Origin of the sequence: Pseudomonas koreensis (assembly GCF_036668835.1) — a bacterium.
Lineage (GTDB): Bacteria > Pseudomonadota > Gammaproteobacteria > Pseudomonadales > Pseudomonadaceae > Aquipseudomonas > Aquipseudomonas koreensis_I.
In genome coordinates this window covers 293,818-309,965 of sequence record NZ_JAZEVW010000005.1, presented here as the reverse complement: position 1 = coordinate 309,965, position 16,148 = coordinate 293,818, and the positions used below count along the sequence as shown (strand labels likewise).

Here is a 16,148-nt window from a genome sequence, read left to right as displayed (position 1 = left end):
AGGCCTAACCTTGAGAGACACCCGCCCGTATCGCTGGCAGAACCATGACCGAATTCGTGCTAACGCTCATCAGTGCCGCGCTGCTCAACAACTTCGTGTTGCACTGGCCGCTGGGCGTCGATCCACTGTTGGCGGGCAGCCGGCGCCAGGTGCATGCGTTGGGGCTGGCAACCTTGTGTCTGATGGTTGTTGTCGGCGTGCTCGGCTACGCGATTTGGCACTGGCTGCTGGTGCCGCTGCAACTCCAATCCCTGCGCCTGTTTGTGTTTCTGCCGTTAAGCGTTTTGCTGATCGCGCCGTTGTTGAAAAGCCTGGCGCGCGGCTTGCCGAATCTGCCCTTCGACGGGTTATGGCCGCTGTTGCTGGGCAATGCCGGCGTCCTCGGCCTGGCATTGATCAATGCGCAAAATGACCAAGGGCTGCTTCACGCGATGGCGCTGAGCATCGGTGCCGGGCTGGGGTTCTGGTTGGTATTGAGCCTCTTCAGCGATTTACGTGAACGCACGGCGGGCAACGACATTCCCCTGCCCTTTCGCGGCCTGCCGATCGATCTGATCGGCGCCGGATTGATTGCAGTGATTTTTCTCGGATTCAGTGGACTGATCAAAACATGAGTCTGATTCAACGCATCGATGCCCTCCTGCCGCAGACCCAGTGCGGCAAGTGCGGCCATCCCGGATGCAAACCTTACGCGCAAGGCATCGCCGCCGGCGAGCCGATCAACAAGTGTCCGCCCGGTGGCGAGGAAACCGTCGCCGCGCTGGCCGAGCTGTTGAAAGTGCCGGCGCTGGAACTGGACATCAGCCGCGGCACGGCGCCGGCACAGGTGGCGTTTATTCGCGAAGCCGAGTGCATCGGCTGCACCAAGTGCATTCAGGCTTGCCCGGTGGACGCGATTGTCGGCGCAGCGAAACTGATGCACACCGTCCTGATCGACGAGTGCACCGGTTGCGACCTGTGCGTGGCGCCCTGCCCGGTGGACTGCATCGAAATGCACCCGCTGCCGCCCGAGACCTTGCCGGTGGTGGGCGGGCTGGCCTTCAGCCTCGACGAGCAACGCGCCCGTGCCGCCAAACGTGATCACGCGCGGCAGCGTTTCGAGCGGCGCAACGAGCGTCTGCATCGCGAAGAGCAGGAGAAACAGGCTGAGCGTGAGGCGCGGGCGAAAAGGCCGGCACAAGCGCAAGTGAGCGCCACCGACCCGGTGCAGGCGGCCCTTGAAAGGGTGCGTGCGCAAAAAGCGGCGAACGCCGATGCAGCCGTCAAGAAAGCCAAAGTCGATGTCGCGATGAGCCGCGCGCAACTGCACAAATCGCTGAAAGCCTTCGGCCATCCGCCGACTTTCGAGCAGCAGGCGCAATTGATCGTCCTGCAACGCCAGTTCGAAGCGGCCGAAGAGGCGCTGGCGCAACTGGAAAAAACCGCCGTACCCACGGTTCCAGCACCGCCACCCGCCAAAGACGCCGACTTGAAGCGCGCCAAGATCCAACTGGCGATGTGTCGCGCAGAATACGGCAAGCTCGAACGTAACGCCGACACCCCCGCCGAGATTCTTGAAGAGGCCCGCGCGCGACTGCAAGCCGCCGAGCGCCAGGTAGCCGAACATGCCGCCCCTTGAGGCAGCGGACGATCGCCTGCAACAGGCGATGAAAACCCTGCTGCTGGCCGCGATGCCAGGACTGCTGACGCTGCTCTGGTTTTACGGTTGGGGCGTGTTGATCAACTTGATGCTGGCAGTCGTCACTGCGCTGATTGTCGAAGCGGGCGTTGCGCAACTGCGTCGACGGCCTCTGCAGCCAGCGCTGCGCGACGGCAGTGCGCTGGTCAGCGCGACCTTGCTGGCGGTGGCACTGCCCGCCTATTGCCCCTGGTGGCTGACGGTGACGGCAACCGCCGGGGGCCTGTTGTTTGGCAAGCACGTGTACGGCGGCACGGGAAAAAATCCGTTCAATCCGGCGATGCTCGGTTTTGCGTTGGTGATGATCATGTTCCCGCGCGCGATGACGCAGTGGCCGACGCACGCTCTGGATCTGGCAACTACCCTGCAGCAGACCTTCGGCTCAGGTCAGGCGCCAGACGCTTGGGCGCAGGCGACCGCGCTGGACACTCTGCGCGTCAACACCAGCCTGACCATCGACGAACTGTTCGCCAGCCATCCGGCGTTCGGGCATTTTGGCGCAAGCCCTGCCGAGTGGGTGAACCTGGCCTTTCTGGCCGGCGGCCTGTTTTTGCTGCAACGTCGGGTGTTCAGCTGGCACGCACCGCTGGGCATGCTTGCCAGTCTGTTCATGATCAGCCTGCTGTGCTGGAATGGCTCGGGGTCGGATTCACATGGCTCGCCACTGTTTCACCTACTCAGCGGCGCGACCATGATCGGCGCGTTCTTCATTGTCACTGAACCGGTTTGCGGCGCGAAAACCGCACTGGCACGCCTGCTGTTCGGCGTTGGAGTCGGGTTGCTGACCTATGTGGTTCGCACGTGGGGCGGCTACCCGGACGGGCTGGCGTTTGCGGTGTTGCTGATGAATCTCTGCGTGCCAGCACTGGAGCGATTCGTCGCAAATCGCCAGATCAAGGTGAGCCCATGAAGCGCAGGGCCAGCACCGTGATCGTGCTACTTATGGCCATCAGCGGTATCGCCGCGACTTACCTTGTACAGCGTGTGAGCGCGCCAGAAATCGCCGCCGCGCAGCATGTGCTCGACAGCCTCAAATGGCTCGACATGCTGGCGCCTGAGAGCTACGACAATCAGCCGCTGCAACAACCACTGAGCTTGACCGATACCCAACTGGACCACAGCCAGTTGAGCGCAGGCTATCGCGCGACCCGGAGTGGCAAGCCCGTCGCAATACTGTTGCGCAGTCAGACCCAGGGCTATGTGGGCGCCATCGAATTGTTGATCGCCATCGAGCCGAATGGCAGATTGCTCGCCGTGAAAACGTTAGAACAGCACGAAACACCAGCGCTTGGCGGGCATCTGGCGGACCGACCGAATGCCTGGCTGCAGACGTTTACCGGCAAGTCGAGCGATGCGCCGACGACAGCAGGTTGGGCACTCAAGACGGATGGCGGGGAATTCGATCAGATTGCCGGAGCCACCATCACTTCACGCGCAGTCATCAATGCGGTGCATGACGCCCTGCGTTATTTTGATGACCATCGCGCCGCACTGCTGGGGAGCGGAACATGAAGCCGTCGCCGGGTCTGGCCCATTGCATGATGCTGCCGTTGCTGCTGGGCAGCAGTGGTTCAGTGGTCAGCGCAATCGGCACGTTGTTGGTATTCAGCGTTGTCGTGGGCCTGTACGGTCTGTGCATGCGCGCGTTACGCCCACGATTGACGGAAACAGATGGATTACTGGTCAGCGTCTTGCTCGCCGCCACGCTCAGCAGTTGCGCTGATGTGTTGGCGCAACGCTGGTTTCTGCCCTGGCAGCAAGCCTTCGGCCTGTATGCCAGTTTGATCGCCTTGCAATGTGTGGTGCTGGAATACAATGGCTTCTGGCGCCAGACACTGACTGGGCGCGGCAAACTCTGCGCTCTGTTCGGCGCATTGCTGTTACTGCTGGGGATATTGCGCGAGGTCGCTGGGAGCGGCACCCTTGGCCGTAACCCTTTTGACAGCTGGCAAGGCAGCGCCCTGTTCAGCCACGGACTGCCCCTGATCAGTCTGATTCCCGGCGCTTTTATCGTGTTGGCGCTGCTGCTGGCAGCGCGTCAGGCGCTGGTTCGCCCGAAATTGAATTCAAAGGAAATGCATCGCCCATGAATGCCGCAAAACGTCTGGAGATTTTCCGCCGTCTGCACGAAGACAATCCGGAGCCGAAAACCGAACTGGCATATTCATCGCCGTTCGAGCTGTTGATCGCGGTGATTCTATCGGCGCAGTCGACGGACGTGGGCGTCAACAAGGCCACGGCCAAGCTGTTTCCCGTGGCGAATACGCCGGCCGCGATCCATGCCTTGGGCGTTGAAGGGTTGTCCGAATACATCAAGACCATCGGCCTTTATAACAGCAAGGCGAAAAACGTCATCGAAGCCTGCCGTCTGCTGGTCGAACGCCACGGCGGTGAAGTACCGCAAACCCGTGAAGAACTGGAAGCCTTGCCCGGCGTGGGCCGCAAGACCGCCAACGTGGTACTCAATACCGCGTTTCGGCAACTGACCATGGCCGTCGATACGCATATCTTTCGGGTCAGCAACCGCACCGGCATCGCGCCGGGTAAAAACGTGGTTGAAGTGGAAAATAAACTGATGAAATTTGTGCCCAAGGAGTTTCTTCTCGACTCCCACCACTGGCTGATCCTGCACGGGCGTTATGTGTGTCTGGCGCGCAAGCCGCGCTGCGGCAGTTGCCGTATAGAAGACCTGTGCGAGTACAAAGCGAAAACTTCGGACGATTGAGCGGCTATTGGGAAAATTGATAAGCCGATTGAAAAAAACTTTTTTACCCGCCATCGGAATGTCGATATAAGGAGCGCCAAAGGCAATCTTGGCCGGGAGTTAACCTTATGAGCGACGACAAAGTACCCGTGGATGCAGACGACGATTTTATTGTCGTTGATTCCGACGAAGCAGAGCCCGTGGTCGAAGTTGCAAAGACCAACCTGAGCAAGCGCCGCACCATCGATAACCTGCTTGAGGAGCGCCGACTGCAAAGGCAATTGGCTGATTACGATTTTGATCTTTGATACCTGAAAGCCTCCCGTACCGGAGGCTTTTCACATTCTGTATTCACTGAATCCGGCCGGCCCATGACTTGTCAGCTTTCAGCATATTCAGACCAGACCGTTTCGCTGCGCCAGCTCGATCAGGTCGACCAGCGAACGGGCATTGAGCTTGAGTAACAAACGCGTTTTGTAGGTGCTTACGGTCTTGTTGCTCAAAAACATGCCGTCGGCAATTTCCTTGTTGGTCTTGCCTCGTGCCAACTGCTGCAACACCATCATTTCCCGACCGGACAGACGATCTACCATGTCCGCTTCGCTGGCATTGCCCAGACTGGTGCGCACGGTATGCAAGGCCTGATTGGGAAAATAGCTGTAGCCGGACAACACGGCCTTGATTGCACTGAGCAATTCGGTGAGGTCCTGCTGTTTGCACACATAGCCAGCGGCCCCCGATTGCATGCAACGCATTGAAAAGTGCCCGGGCGCCTGCGAAGTCAGCACCAGTACTTTTATGGGCATGGCGGTCGAGCTCAGGCGCGCGATAACTTCCAGACCGTCAAGTTTTGGAATGCCGATATCCAGAATGACAATATCCGGCATTTGTTCTCGAGCAAGTTGTAACGCATCCACACCGTTATCCGTCTCTGCAATGACTTCGTAGCCATGGCGCTCCATCAGCATACGCACCGCAAGACGAATGACAGGATGATCATCCACGATCAGCACTTTATTCATGGCAAGTCCAGTTTCGCTGTTCGAATTTTTAGAGCACGCACAATATCCCACTCACTTGCTCCATGGCATGCCAGGGTTGACATGCACTTGCATCGAGAGACATGCCCTACGGCGATCGCGGATTAATCCTACAAAAAATCGATGACTTCCTGAACATCTATCACTTTTTACTGATCGCCCTACGACGAAATTTCACCTTTACTTTTGTTACAGGGTACGTCTTACAGCAATGGCAGCAGGATTCATCGCGATCTCCTTCTGCGTCCCAGCGGCGATTCAAGCCGCAGAATCCGCACCCAAACATATGCCTTAACGATTAGGCACATGCAGAAACCACTATTTCTCCGGCATACAAATAACCCTCAACAACATAAACACTTGAAACAAGATATTTATACCCAACACAATATTTTTTCTATAAATATGAACTCTTGAAATCCAAATAAAAAAAACTCAACCAGCACAAACATCAATCAAAACTAAAACAAAGAGCACCAAGATGATAAAACTCAAAAACAAGATCGCCAACCCAATGACGGTAATCGCCATATTCGCAGCCATCTCGGAAACATCCGCGGCGGTTTCCCTGCCATTTCTCGACAACAAGGACAGGGAGATATACGTGTGGTTCCTGATCAGCTTTCCTTTTTATTTACTGTTTCTTTTCTTTATCACTTTGAATTTCAATTATCGCTCCCTCTATTCACCTTCGGACTTTGATAAAGACAAGAATTTTCTTAAAGTGATAGATACCAATGAACGCGACAACAAGCGAAGCACATCATCCCCGCAGCGCTGCGATCAAGGTACATTCGGGCTATCCAGTTGTGTCGTCTCCTGCGCGCCTGGCAGTGTCGAGCGCAAAGCATCGTGCAAAGTCCACAATTCGGCCGACCCGCCGAGCAATAGCAATGCGAGATCCAGTCAGATCATTCAGCACAATATTCAGTTGCCGACGTGGGTCAGTCATTTGCATCTGATCGATGCACGGAATGTCGATGCAGCCAAGGAACTGGCGACGATTTTGAATAACGTCCGCAACCTCGATCGCAAGACATCACGAGTGATCGTATTTCTTTCCAGTCACGTATCGGATGTCTTGCTCACCCAACATCCGCTACTGCAAGCCAGGCAGTTCAAGAAAGGCTCCGGCAAAACGCTGTGCATCGTTTACAACCTCTGCTCACAAGCGGTGACGCGTTTGGGAACAATCTGAAAATGAGCCACTGCCACGCGCCGGTGCCTGGCAAAATTGCTCAGTCGAAGCAGCCACCCAGTGATGCAAAAAGGGCGGCCCTGTCTCGAAGACAAGGCCGCCCTTTTTGTGGTGCTCAGCGCGTGATGCCTAGAACAGCTTGCGGCCCTTGTTGGCAGCAATGCGCATGCGCAGCGCGTTGAGCTTGATGAAGCCCGCGGCGTCGGCCTGGTTGTAAGCACCGCCGTCTTCTTCGAAGGTCGCGATGTTGGAATCGAACAGCGAATCGTCGGACTTGCGGCCAGTGACGATCACGTTGCCTTTGTACAGCTTCAGGCGCACAACGCCGTTCACGTTGACCTGCGAAGCGTCGATCATCTGTTGCAGCATCAGACGCTCAGGGCTCCACCAGTAGCCGGTGTAGATCAGGCTGGCGTATTTCGGCATCAGCTCGTCTTTGAGGTGAGCGACTTCGCGGTCCAGGGTGATCGATTCGATGGCGCGGTGCGCGCGCAGCATGATGGTGCCGCCCGGGGTTTCGTAGCAGCCACGGGACTTCATGCCGACATAACGGTTTTCAACAATGTCGAGACGGCCGATACCGTGAGCACCACCGATCTTGTTCAGCGTCGCCAGCACGGTGGCCGGAGTCATTTCAACGCCGTCCAGCGCAACGATGTCGCCGTTACGGTAGGTCAGTTCCAGGTATTGCGCTTTGTCAGGAGCGTTCTCCGGGGAGACGGTCCATTTCCACATGTCTTCTTCGTGCTCGGTCCAGGTATCTTCCAGCACGCCGCCTTCATAGGAGATGTGCAGCAGGTTGGCGTCCATCGAGTACGGGGACTTCTTCTTGCCGTGACGCTCGATCGGGATCGCGTGCTTCTCGGCGTAGTCCATCAGCTTCTCGCGCGACAGCAAGTCCCACTCGCGCCAAGGGGCGATCACTTTTACGCCTGGCTTGAGCGCGTAGGCACCCAGTTCGAAACGTACCTGGTCGTTCCCCTTGCCGGTCGCGCCGTGGGAAATGGCGTCGGCACCGGTTTCGTTGGCAATTTCAATCAGACGCTTGGCGATCAGCGGACGTGCGATGGAAGTACCCAGCAGGTACTCGCCTTCGTAAACGGTGTTGGCGCGGAACATCGGGAAGACGAAATCACGCACGAATTCTTCGCGCAGGTCGTCGATGTAGATTTCTTTGACGCCCATGGCCTGGGCCTTGGCGCGGGCCGGCTCGACCTCTTCGCCTTGACCGAGATCGGCGGTGAAGGTCACCACTTCACAGTTATAAGTATCCTGCAGCCACTTGAGGATCACCGAAGTGTCCAGGCCGCCGGAATACGCCAGAACGACCTTGTTTACGTCCGCCATGCCATCACTCCACGGGGTTCTACGGAAAGCCGGGGAGTCTACCGCTCAAACGCGATAATTTACAGAGGCGCGACAGCTTAAGACGACAAAGCGACAGAATCTGTCGAGAGCGCGACGATGACCGGCGAGTCAGGAAGTTGCTGCAGCCGTGGCGGGCGTACTCGCTTGGGGTGCCGGGGCCGGGGCTGTCGTCGGTGCGACGCGCGCCAGTTTCACGTTGACGCGACGATTCTTCGCACGGTTGGCTTTGTTGGTGTTCGGCACGATCGGATATTGCTCGCCGTGAAAACGCACAGTGATCTGCGACTCCTGAATGCCATTGGCCTTGAAGAAGTCGACTACCGCCAGCGCCCGGCGGCGCGACAGCTCACGATTGGTCAGGCGATTGCCGCTGTTGTCCGAGTGGCCGTCGAGTTCGATGTGGTTCACCGTCGGGTCAGCCTTCATGTATTCGAGCATCACCTGCAGCTTGGCTTTGGCATCCGGGTCCAGATCAACGCCCTCGCCCGGGAAGCCGATCTGCGACTGCTTGATCTGATCGAAATTCTGCGGCAACAACTTCGCCACACAAGTCTGGTAATCGTTGAAGGCCTTGCTGAACTTGACTGGCAGCAGACGAACTTCCGAGACCCGGCCATCGCCCGATGCACGGCGCACGACCGGACTGCGACCGTCCAGCAGGCCGCTGATCAGCCCGCCAGCCTGCGACTGCGAACTGTTGAACAGGACATTGCCGCTGCCCAGCCGAACGCTGCCCAGATTGATGTCGCCACGCCCCGGCTGCCAGGGTGCGGCGGCCGCCAGCAAGGTCGCCGAGCCACCACCGAGCATGGCGTTGTAGGCGTTGAGGCGAAAAATCGCCTGTTCGCCTGCCTTGCGCACGAACTCGCCCGAGCCGAAATCGGTGATCGGCTGGGTCAGACGGCACTCGAACTTGTCGCCGGCGACCGTCCACTCAATGTTCTCCAGACGGGTCTGGTAGGTGAGCGCCATCGCAGGGAGGCTGGCAAACACACTGAGCAAGGCTAGATAACGCTGGCGCACGGGAGGCTCCATTGGCTTGTGAAACACAAACACCGATTCACACAATGTTTACGGCATACCTTCGGGATATCGGACGCTTGCTGCAAAACTTGATAGCGAGTGCCTGCAAGAGTCTTTTCCGGTAGCATTCGCCTCAGTTTGACCCGCCTGGAAGCCCCCCATGTCCGACCGCCTGACCCTGCTGCGTCCCGACGACTGGCACATTCATCTTCGCGATGGTGCCGTGTTGACCAATACCGTTGCCGATGTGGCCCGCACCTTCGGGCGCGCGATCATCATGCCGAACCTGGTGCCACCGGTGCGCAACGCCGCTGAAGCCGACGGCTATCGCCAGCGCATTCTTGCCGCCCGCCCGGCCGGCAGTCGCTTTGAGCCGCTGATGGTGCTGTACCTCACCGACCGCACCCAGCCCGAAGAAATTCGTGAAGCCAAGGCCAGCGGTTTCGTGCATGCCGCCAAGCTGTACCCGGCCGGTGCGACCACCAACTCCGATTCCGGCGTGACCAGCATCGACAAGATTTTCCCGGCGCTGGAAGCCATGGCCGACGTCGGCATGCCGCTGTTGATCCACGGTGAAGTCACCCGTGGCGACGTCGATGTGTTCGACCGCGAAAAGATTTTCATCGATGAGCACATGCGCCGTGTGGTCGAGCGTTTCCCGACGCTGAAGGTAGTGTTCGAACACATCACCACCGGCGATGCCGTACAGTTCGTCAACGAGGCCTCGGCCAACGTCGGCGCAACCATCACCGCGCATCACCTGCTGTACAACCGCAACCACATGCTGGTGGGCGGAATTCGGCCGCATTTCTACTGCCTGCCGATCCTCAAGCGCAACACCCATCAGGAAGCCCTGCTCGACGCCGCCACCAGTGGCAGCGCGAAGTTCTTCCTCGGCACCGACTCGGCCCCGCACGCCCAGCACGCCAAAGAAGCTGCCTGCGGCTGCGCCGGCTGCTACACCGCGTACGCCGCGATCGAGATGTATGCCGAAGCGTTCGAACAGCGTAACGCGCTGGACAAGCTCGAAGCCTTCGCCAGCCTCAATGGCCCGCGCTTCTACGGCCTGCCAACGAACACCGACCGTATCACCCTGGTTCGTGAAGAATGGACCGCCCCGACCAGCCTGCCTTTCGGCGAGCTGACCGTTATCCCGCTGCGCGCCGGTGAAAAACTGCGCTGGCGCCTGCTGGAGGAACACGCGTGAGTGAAGAGCATTTCGACGACGAGCTGGACGGTCAAAATGGCGGCGGCGGTTCCCGCCATCCGATGGCAGCACGTTTTCGCGGCTACCTGCCGGTTGTCGTCGACGTAGAAACCGGTGGCTTCAACGCGGCCACCGATGCCTTGCTGGAGATTGCCGCGACCACCATCGCCATGGATGAAAAGGGTTTTGTATACCCGGATCACACCTACTTCTTCCGCGTCGAGCCGTTCGAAGGCGCTAACGTCGAAGCAGCGGCGCTGGAGTTCACCGGGATCAAACTCGATCACCCGCTGCGCATGGCCGTCAGCGAAGAAACCGCGCTCACCGACATTTTCCGTGGCATTCGCAAGGCGCTGAAGGCCAACGGCTGCAAGCGGGCGATTCTGGTCGGGCACAACAGCAGCTTCGATCTGGGCTTCCTCAACGCCGCGGTTGCGCGTCTGGACATGAAGCGCAACCCGTTCCACCCGTTCTCCAGCTTCGACACCGCGACGCTGGCCGGTCTGGCGTACGGTCAAACCGTGCTGGCCAAAGCCTGTCAGGCCGCCGGTATCGATTTCGACGGTCGTGAAGCGCACTCGGCGCGTTACGACACCGAGAAAACCGCTGAGCTGTTCTGCGGCATCGTCAACCGCTGGAAGCAGATGGGCGGCTGGGAAGATTTCGACGACTGATCCTTGTCGATCAAATCCCGCGCATGAAAAAACCGGCCACGTGGGCCGGTTTTTTTATACCTCGACGTTGCGCCTTACAGGGCAGCAGCGTTCTCGGTCAGGTAAGCCGCAACGCCTTCTGGCGAAGCGTTCATGCCTTTGTCGCCTTTCTTCCAGTTGGCCGGGCAGACTTCGCCGTGCTCTTCGTGGAATTGCAGTGCGTCGACCAGACGGATCAGCTCTTCCATGTTACGGCCCAGTGGCAGGTCGTTGATGATCTGCGAGCGGACAACGCCCTTGTCGTCGATCAGGAACGCGCCACGGAACGCCACGCCGCCTTCCGACTCAACGTCGTAGGCCTTGGCGATGTCGTGCTTCATGTCGGCTGCCATGGTGTATTTCACCTGGCCGATGCCGCCATTGTTGACCGGGGTGTTGCGCCAGGCGTTGTGGGTGAAATGCGAGTCGATCGACACGGCGATCACTTCGACGTTGCGTGCCTTGAAGTCGGCCATGCGGTTGTCCAGAGCGATCAGCTCGGACGGGCAGACGAAGGTGAAGTCCAGCGGGTAGAAGAATACCAGGCCGTATTTGCCTTTGATGGCCGAGGACAGGGTGAAGCTGTCAACGATCTCGCCATTGCCGAGTACGGCCGGGACGGTGAAGTCAGGGGCTTGTTTGCCTACGAGTACGCTCATTGATATCTCCTGGTGTAAAGACTTGAAGTTCAGGGTCCGGGCCAGCCTGTCACCCTCAGGCGACAGCCCTGTGACACGAACCCTCTTCGCAAGGGACGACCATCATACACTGCGTTTTTGGCCTGTCCTCAACGGATTTTCCACGTTGGCTGTCCGTTGAGTATTTATAAGGACAGGCAAACGGCGCTCAAACACCGTTCGTCAGTCATGGACCAAATGAGACCAAAAGCTGCCGGAAAGCACTTTGACAATCATTCTCGTTAACATTAAGATCCATCGCAATTGAGTCACAACCAGCGACGGTTCTTACTTATGTATGTTTGCCTCTGCACTGGCGTCACCGACGGACAGATCCGCGAAGCGATCTATGAAGGTTGCTGCAGCTACAAAGAAGTTCGCCAGGCGACCGGCGTCGCCAGCCAATGCGGCAAATGTGCCTGCCTGGCCAAGGAAGTAGTACGCGAAACCCTGACCAAGCTGCAAACCGCTCAGGCCGCGATTCCCTACCCTGCAGAATTTACTGCCGCCTGATCAGCCCAATTTCAAAGAACCGGACGTATGTCCGGTTTTTTTATGTCTGTAAATCAACTGCTTAGCGTCAAGACGCGGAACACAAACATTCTTATTCCGATTAATTTTCATATATTATTCAATAACTTAGGTTTGACACTTATAAGTGTGAAGCTCAAACTCCGCCTTATATACCGCGATTACAGGGCAGGACTCCGATCATGAAAGGCGACATTACCGTCATCCAGCATCTCAACAAGATCCTCGCCAATGAGCTGGTCGCCATCAATCAGTACTTCCTGCATGCGCGCATGTATGAAGATTGGGGTCTGAACAAGCTCGGCAAGCATGAATACAAAGAATCCATCGACGAGATGAAACACGCGGACAAGCTGATCAAGCGCATCCTGTTCCTGGAAGGCCTGCCGAACGTGCAGGACCTGGGCAAGCTGCACATCGGCGAGCACACCCGTGAAATGCTTGAGTGCGATCTGCGTATCGAGAAGACCGGCCACGCCGATCTGAAAGCCGCCATCGCCCATTGCGAAACCGTTGCCGACTTCGGCAGCCGTGAATTGCTCGAAGACATTCTCGAATCCGAAGAAGAACACATCGACTGGCTGGAAACCCAACTGGGCCTGATCGACAAGATCGGTCTGGAGAACTATCTGCAATCGCAGATGGGCGAAGAGTAAGTCAGCGCCCGCTGAAAGCGAGACACTAAAAAGCCCCGCCCTCTTTTGAGGTGCGGGGCTTTTTATTGCCTGAACTTCAGTCGTTGCTGAAATCCCTGTGGGAGCCAGCCTGCTGGCGAAAGCGTCGTGTCAGCCAAAAGCTTCGTCACTGACAGACCGCATTCGCGAGCAGGCTCGCTCCTACAGAAGCCTGCTTAGGCTTCGGACTTGTTCGCCGCTGCGGCTTCGACAGCCGACTTGATGGTGCTTTGCAGCGAACCGTCAGCGGCCATCTCGGTCATGATGTCGCTGCCGCCGATCAGCTCACCGCCGACCCACAGTTGCGGGAAAGTCGGCCAGTTGGCGTACTTTGGCAGGTTGGCGCGGATTTCCGGGTTCTGCAGGATGTCCACGTATGCAAACTTTTCGCCACAGGCCATGACAGCCTGCGCAGCTTTTGCGGAGAAGCCGCACTGCGGGGCATTCGGCGAGCCTTTCATGTAAAGCAGAATGGTGTTGTTGGCAATCTGCTCTTTAATCGTTTCGATGATATCCATGGAGCACCTCGGCTGAACTTTCCGACTCATGGGTCGGCACGGTGGCGCATTGTAACGGAATCCCGAGCGCGCTGCTCGGTCTCCCCGACAGACACATGCTCAAGCCGCCACCACTGTCACCGGCACACCATTGAGCGCCGCGTTGCCGGACAACTCATCCAGCTGGCATTCATCGGTCAGGTCGTTGGCACTCGAGCCGGGCTGGCCGCTGGCGATTGCCATCTGCACGCCAGGTCGTGCATGGCCCCAACCGTGCGGCAGGCTGACCACCCCTTGCATCATGTCGTCGCTGCCGAGCACTTCCACTTCGATCTGCCCGACCCGCGAACTGACGCGCACTCGCTGGCCGTCACTGAGCCCGCGGCTGGCGAGATCGGCCGGATGCATCAACAACTGATGACGCGGTTTGCCCTTCACCAGACGATGGTAGTTGTGCATCCACGAATTGTTGCTGCGCACGTGACGTCGGCCAATCATCAGCAGTTGATCCACGGCGGGCGCCTGCAACGCGGCGAAGCGTTGGAGATCGGCGAGGATTTCCGGTGGTGCGGCCTGGACCCGTTGATTCGGGGTTTTCAGGCGCGCGGTCAGATTCGGCTTCAGAGCGCCCAGATCGATCCCGTGCGGATGATCGAACAGCGTCGCCAGCGACAGTTTGTGTGCGGACCCGTCGCCATACAGTCCCATGCGCAGCCCCATGTCGATCATCTTCGACGGCGGCATGGTCGGTTTCAGTTCTTTGCCGGTCTGCGCCGCAAACGCCTTGGCGAGGCCGACGAAGATTTCCCAGTCATGCAGCGCACCTTCAGGTTTGGCGAGGATTGCGCGATTGAAGCGACTGACATTGCGCACCGCAAACAGATTGAACGTGGTGTCGTAGTGATCGTTTTCCAGTGCCGAGGTCGATGGCAGGATCAGATCGGCGTAGCGCGTGGTTTCGTTGATGTACAGGTCAATGCTGAGCATGAACTCCAGTCCGTCCAGCGCCTGCTCCAGTTGCCGCCCGTTCGGGGTCGACAGCACTGGATTGCCGGCGACGGTAATCAATGCGCGGATCTGCCCTTCGCCTTCGGTGAGCATTTCTTCGGCCAGCGCCGACACCGGCAACTCGCCACCGTATTCGGGACGGCCCGAGACGCGACTCTGCCATTTATTGAAATGGCCGCCCGAGGTCGAGGCCACCAGATCGACAGCGGGCTCAGTGCACAAAGCACCGCCGACGCGGTCGAGGTTGCCAGTGACCAGATTGATCAACTGCACGAGCCAATGGCACAGCGTGCCGAACGCCTGGGTCGAAACGCCCATGCGTCCATAGCACACCGCGCTTGGCGCAGCGGCAAAGTCGCGTGCCAGTTGGCGGATCTGCTCGGCCGGAACGGCGCACAACGGACTCATCGCCTGCGCAGTAAACGTCGCCACCGCAGCGCGCACCTCGTCGAGGCCATCGACCGGCAGATGACCGGCGCGGGTCAGACCTTCGCTGAACAGGGTATTGAGCACACCGAACAACAGCGCGGCATCGCCACCCGGGCGCACAAACAAATGCTGATCCGCCATCGCTGCTGTTTCGCTGCGGCGCGGATCGACCACGACCACTTTGCCGCCGCGCGCCTGAATCGCTTTGAGGCGCTTCTCGACATCCGGCACGGTCATGATGCTGCCATTGGAGGCCAGCGGGTTGCCGCCGAGGATCAACATGAAATCGGTGTGATCAATGTCAGGAATCGGCAGCAGCAAACCGTGGCCGTACATCAGATAACTGCTGAGGTGATGGGGCAACTGGTCAACCGACGTCGCCGAGTAGCGATTACGGGTTTTCAGCAATCCCAGAAAGTAGTTGCTGTGGGTCATCAGCCCATAGTTATGCACGCTCGGGTTGCCCTGATACACCGCCACGGCGTTCTGCCCGTGACGCTCCTGAATCGCCGCCAGCTTCGTCGCCACCAGCGCAAACGCTTCGTCCCAGCCGATCGGCAGCCACTCGGTACCGACGCGCCGCATCGGTTGGCGCAGGCGATCGGGGTCACTCTGGATATCTTGTAGTGCTACCGCTTTAGGGCAGATGTGGCCGCGACTGAAGGTGTCGAGGGCATCGCCCTTGATCGAAGTGATTGCGACATGGCCATCGGTTTCAGTGGTCTCGATGGTCAGGCCACAGATGGCCTCACACAGGTGGCAGGCACGGTGATGGAGAGTCTTGGTCATGGCCAGTCTCTGTCTTGTTCGGGGCGGGCGATCGCGCCCGCGGGAACAAAACTATGGCCCCGCCAGCACCCTGACGCCAGCGACGTTCGTCTTGTGAATCGGGGCTTATCAGGCGTGCCGATACCGCTGCAGCCGTCAGTTCGACGGCAACTGGGGTGGCGGCGCCAGCTGGATTTCCTGAATGGTTTCGATCTGCTCGTGAGCGACGTGCACGCCGGTCAGTTCACCGATCAGGCGCCAATGTTCATCGAGCCCGGCGCTGATGGTGGCCATGCGGTCAATCATGTGTCGACCGGCCGTCTTCACCACTTCGTCCTCACTGCGCAGCAGTTCGAACGACATCGAAGTGACCGACGCGGTGAGGTGGGTCAAGGAGCGAGCCGTGTGGCCCAGCAGTTCCATTAACAATTGTTCTTTCGATTCCATGCGGAGGCTTCCTGCGTCGCTCGAATGTTATTTATAACCCAGCACTTTGCTTTAGCAAATGTTTCAACCCGGCCATCCGACCAACAGAATCCGCCGTTACCGCGCTTCAAACCGACCAAACCCCTGCCGTGCGCGGCGCGACGCATTGCCAAGCGCGGCGGGGCCGGTGTACAAAGAGGCTCGCTGCTGCTCTGAACCCGGCTTCAA

At 58.6% G+C, this 16,148-nt stretch carries 19 protein-coding genes; 12 read left to right on the top strand and 7 right to left on the bottom strand.

Annotation, left to right across the window (positions count from 1 at the left end; genetic code table 11):
• Positions 1-44 precede the first annotated feature (44 nt).
• The 7 genes from V6F91_RS16955 (at position 45) to V6F91_RS16925 (ending at position 4,690) form a co-directional block, all read left to right on the top strand.
• Complete coding sequence (locus V6F91_RS16955) at positions 45-614, top strand: electron transport complex protein RnfA (protein ID WP_332766346.1); 570 nt, start codon at positions 45-47, stop codon at positions 612-614.
• On the top strand, positions 611-1,618 hold the full coding sequence (gene rsxB, locus V6F91_RS16950) for an electron transport complex subunit RsxB (RefSeq protein WP_332766344.1): 1,008 nt from the start codon (positions 611-613) through the stop codon (positions 1,616-1,618). The genes V6F91_RS16955 and rsxB overlap by 4 nt, the downstream gene beginning before the upstream one ends.
• Positions 1,605-2,588 (top strand): RnfABCDGE type electron transport complex subunit D, encoded by a 984-nt coding sequence (locus V6F91_RS16945; protein ID WP_332766342.1) that lies wholly within the window; start codon positions 1,605-1,607, stop codon positions 2,586-2,588. Before rsxB ends, V6F91_RS16945 begins: the two co-directional genes overlap by 14 nt.
• Positions 2,585-3,190: an RnfABCDGE type electron transport complex subunit G gene (locus V6F91_RS16940; protein WP_332766340.1), complete on the top strand. Its 606-nt coding sequence runs from the start codon at positions 2,585-2,587 to the stop codon at positions 3,188-3,190. The genes V6F91_RS16945 and V6F91_RS16940 overlap by 4 nt, the downstream gene beginning before the upstream one ends.
• Positions 3,187-3,768: an Rnf-Nqr domain containing protein gene (locus V6F91_RS16935; protein ID WP_332766338.1), complete on the top strand. Its 582-nt coding sequence runs from the start codon at positions 3,187-3,189 to the stop codon at positions 3,766-3,768. Before V6F91_RS16940 ends, V6F91_RS16935 begins: the two co-directional genes overlap by 4 nt.
• On the top strand, positions 3,765-4,403 hold the full coding sequence (nth, locus tag V6F91_RS16930) for an endonuclease III (protein ID WP_332766336.1): 639 nt from the start codon (positions 3,765-3,767) through the stop codon (positions 4,401-4,403). Before V6F91_RS16935 ends, nth begins: the two co-directional genes overlap by 4 nt.
• Before the next feature lie 107 nt (positions 4,404-4,510).
• Positions 4,511-4,690, top strand: a complete 180-nt coding sequence (locus V6F91_RS16925; protein ID WP_332766334.1) for a PA3496 family putative envelope integrity protein — start codon at positions 4,511-4,513, stop codon at positions 4,688-4,690.
• 87 nt (positions 4,691-4,777) lie between these two features.
• Here V6F91_RS16925 and V6F91_RS16920 read toward each other — a convergent pair whose 3' ends face one another.
• Positions 4,778-5,404: a response regulator transcription factor gene (locus V6F91_RS16920; RefSeq protein WP_090285851.1), complete on the bottom strand. Its 627-nt coding sequence runs from the start codon at positions 5,402-5,404 to the stop codon at positions 4,778-4,780.
• A gap of 499 nt (positions 5,405-5,903) precedes the next feature.
• Between V6F91_RS16920 and V6F91_RS16915 the strand changes: the two genes are divergently transcribed.
• Positions 5,904-6,620, top strand: a complete 717-nt coding sequence (locus tag V6F91_RS16915) for a hypothetical protein (protein ID WP_332766332.1) — start codon at positions 5,904-5,906, stop codon at positions 6,618-6,620.
• Between the two features lie 129 nt (positions 6,621-6,749).
• Here V6F91_RS16915 and V6F91_RS16910 read toward each other — a convergent pair whose 3' ends face one another.
• Both V6F91_RS16910 and V6F91_RS16905 read right to left on the bottom strand, forming a co-directional pair.
• A complete protein-coding gene (locus V6F91_RS16910) occupies positions 6,750-7,967 on the bottom strand; it encodes an argininosuccinate synthase (RefSeq protein WP_007916658.1) in 1,218 nt (405 codons plus the stop codon).
• Between the two features lie 129 nt (positions 7,968-8,096).
• Positions 8,097-9,011 (bottom strand): flagellar protein MotY, encoded by a 915-nt coding sequence (locus tag V6F91_RS16905; protein WP_332766329.1) that lies wholly within the window; start codon positions 9,009-9,011, stop codon positions 8,097-8,099.
• Between the two features lie 160 nt (positions 9,012-9,171).
• Between V6F91_RS16905 and pyrC the strand changes: the two genes are divergently transcribed.
• Both pyrC and rnt read left to right on the top strand, forming a co-directional pair.
• On the top strand, positions 9,172-10,218 hold the full coding sequence (gene pyrC, locus V6F91_RS16900; RefSeq protein ID WP_332766327.1) for a dihydroorotase: 1,047 nt from the start codon (positions 9,172-9,174) through the stop codon (positions 10,216-10,218).
• Positions 10,215-10,892: a ribonuclease T gene (gene rnt / locus V6F91_RS16895; RefSeq protein WP_090285860.1), complete on the top strand. Its 678-nt coding sequence runs from the start codon at positions 10,215-10,217 to the stop codon at positions 10,890-10,892. Before pyrC ends, rnt begins: the two co-directional genes overlap by 4 nt.
• A gap of 74 nt (positions 10,893-10,966) precedes the next feature.
• Here the strand turns inward: rnt and V6F91_RS16890 are convergent, their stop codons facing one another.
• Positions 10,967-11,569, bottom strand: a complete 603-nt coding sequence (locus V6F91_RS16890; RefSeq protein WP_003227723.1) for a peroxiredoxin — start codon at positions 11,567-11,569, stop codon at positions 10,967-10,969.
• Between the two features lie 312 nt (positions 11,570-11,881).
• Between V6F91_RS16890 and V6F91_RS16885 the strand changes: the two genes are divergently transcribed.
• Both V6F91_RS16885 and bfr read left to right on the top strand, forming a co-directional pair.
• Positions 11,882-12,100, top strand: coding sequence for a bacterioferritin-associated ferredoxin (locus tag V6F91_RS16885; protein WP_007953193.1), 219 nt, complete (start codon positions 11,882-11,884; stop codon positions 12,098-12,100).
• A 200-nt stretch (positions 12,101-12,300) separates the two neighbouring features.
• Positions 12,301-12,774, top strand: a complete 474-nt coding sequence (gene bfr, locus V6F91_RS16880) for a bacterioferritin (protein WP_039758367.1) — start codon at positions 12,301-12,303, stop codon at positions 12,772-12,774.
• Positions 12,775-12,968: 194 nt separating this feature from the next.
• On the opposite strand, the gene grxD is transcribed toward bfr, so the two are convergent.
• From grxD to V6F91_RS16865, 3 genes are all read right to left on the bottom strand, one after another.
• Positions 12,969-13,310: a Grx4 family monothiol glutaredoxin gene (gene grxD, locus V6F91_RS16875; RefSeq protein ID WP_130912021.1), complete on the bottom strand. Its 342-nt coding sequence runs from the start codon at positions 13,308-13,310 to the stop codon at positions 12,969-12,971.
• Between the two features lie 99 nt (positions 13,311-13,409).
• On the bottom strand, positions 13,410-15,515 hold the full coding sequence (locus V6F91_RS16870; protein WP_332766320.1) for a molybdopterin oxidoreductase family protein: 2,106 nt from the start codon (positions 15,513-15,515) through the stop codon (positions 13,410-13,412).
• 135 nt (positions 15,516-15,650) lie between these two features.
• A complete protein-coding gene (locus V6F91_RS16865; RefSeq protein WP_090285872.1) occupies positions 15,651-15,941 on the bottom strand; it encodes a hypothetical protein in 291 nt (96 codons plus the stop codon).
• Positions 15,942-16,148: the final 207 nt, after the last annotated feature.

Bases quoted from the DNA above. Each gene is read 5' to 3' on its own strand.
- V6F91_RS16925 (WP_332766334.1), top strand. From the start codon at position 4,511: ATGAGCGACGACAAAGTACCCGTGGATGCAGACGACGATTTTATTGTC.
- V6F91_RS16910 (WP_007916658.1), bottom strand. From the start codon at position 7,967: ATGGCGGACGTAAACAAGGTCGTTCTGGCGTATTCCGGCGGCCTGGAC.
- V6F91_RS16955 (WP_332766346.1), top strand. From the start codon at position 45: ATGACCGAATTCGTGCTAACGCTCATCAGTGCCGCGCTGCTCAACAAC.
- V6F91_RS16890 (WP_003227723.1), bottom strand. From the start codon at position 11,569: ATGAGCGTACTCGTAGGCAAACAAGCCCCTGACTTCACCGTCCCGGCC.
- pyrC (WP_332766327.1), top strand. From the start codon at position 9,172: ATGTCCGACCGCCTGACCCTGCTGCGTCCCGACGACTGGCACATTCAT.
- V6F91_RS16865 (WP_090285872.1), bottom strand. From the start codon at position 15,941: ATGGAATCGAAAGAACAATTGTTAATGGAACTGCTGGGCCACACGGCT.
- V6F91_RS16945 (WP_332766342.1), top strand. From the start codon at position 1,605: ATGCCGCCCCTTGAGGCAGCGGACGATCGCCTGCAACAGGCGATGAAA.
- nth (WP_332766336.1), top strand. From the start codon at position 3,765: ATGAATGCCGCAAAACGTCTGGAGATTTTCCGCCGTCTGCACGAAGAC.
- rsxB (WP_332766344.1), top strand. From the start codon at position 611: ATGAGTCTGATTCAACGCATCGATGCCCTCCTGCCGCAGACCCAGTGC.
- V6F91_RS16920 (WP_090285851.1), bottom strand. From the start codon at position 5,404: ATGAATAAAGTGCTGATCGTGGATGATCATCCTGTCATTCGTCTTGCG.
- V6F91_RS16915 (WP_332766332.1), top strand. From the start codon at position 5,904: ATGATAAAACTCAAAAACAAGATCGCCAACCCAATGACGGTAATCGCC.
- V6F91_RS16935 (WP_332766338.1), top strand. From the start codon at position 3,187: ATGAAGCCGTCGCCGGGTCTGGCCCATTGCATGATGCTGCCGTTGCTG.
- V6F91_RS16940 (WP_332766340.1), top strand. From the start codon at position 2,585: ATGAAGCGCAGGGCCAGCACCGTGATCGTGCTACTTATGGCCATCAGC.
- V6F91_RS16885 (WP_007953193.1), top strand. From the start codon at position 11,882: ATGTATGTTTGCCTCTGCACTGGCGTCACCGACGGACAGATCCGCGAA.
- grxD (WP_130912021.1), bottom strand. From the start codon at position 13,310: ATGGATATCATCGAAACGATTAAAGAGCAGATTGCCAACAACACCATT.
- V6F91_RS16870 (WP_332766320.1), bottom strand. From the start codon at position 15,515: ATGACCAAGACTCTCCATCACCGTGCCTGCCACCTGTGTGAGGCCATC.
- bfr (WP_039758367.1), top strand. From the start codon at position 12,301: ATGAAAGGCGACATTACCGTCATCCAGCATCTCAACAAGATCCTCGCC.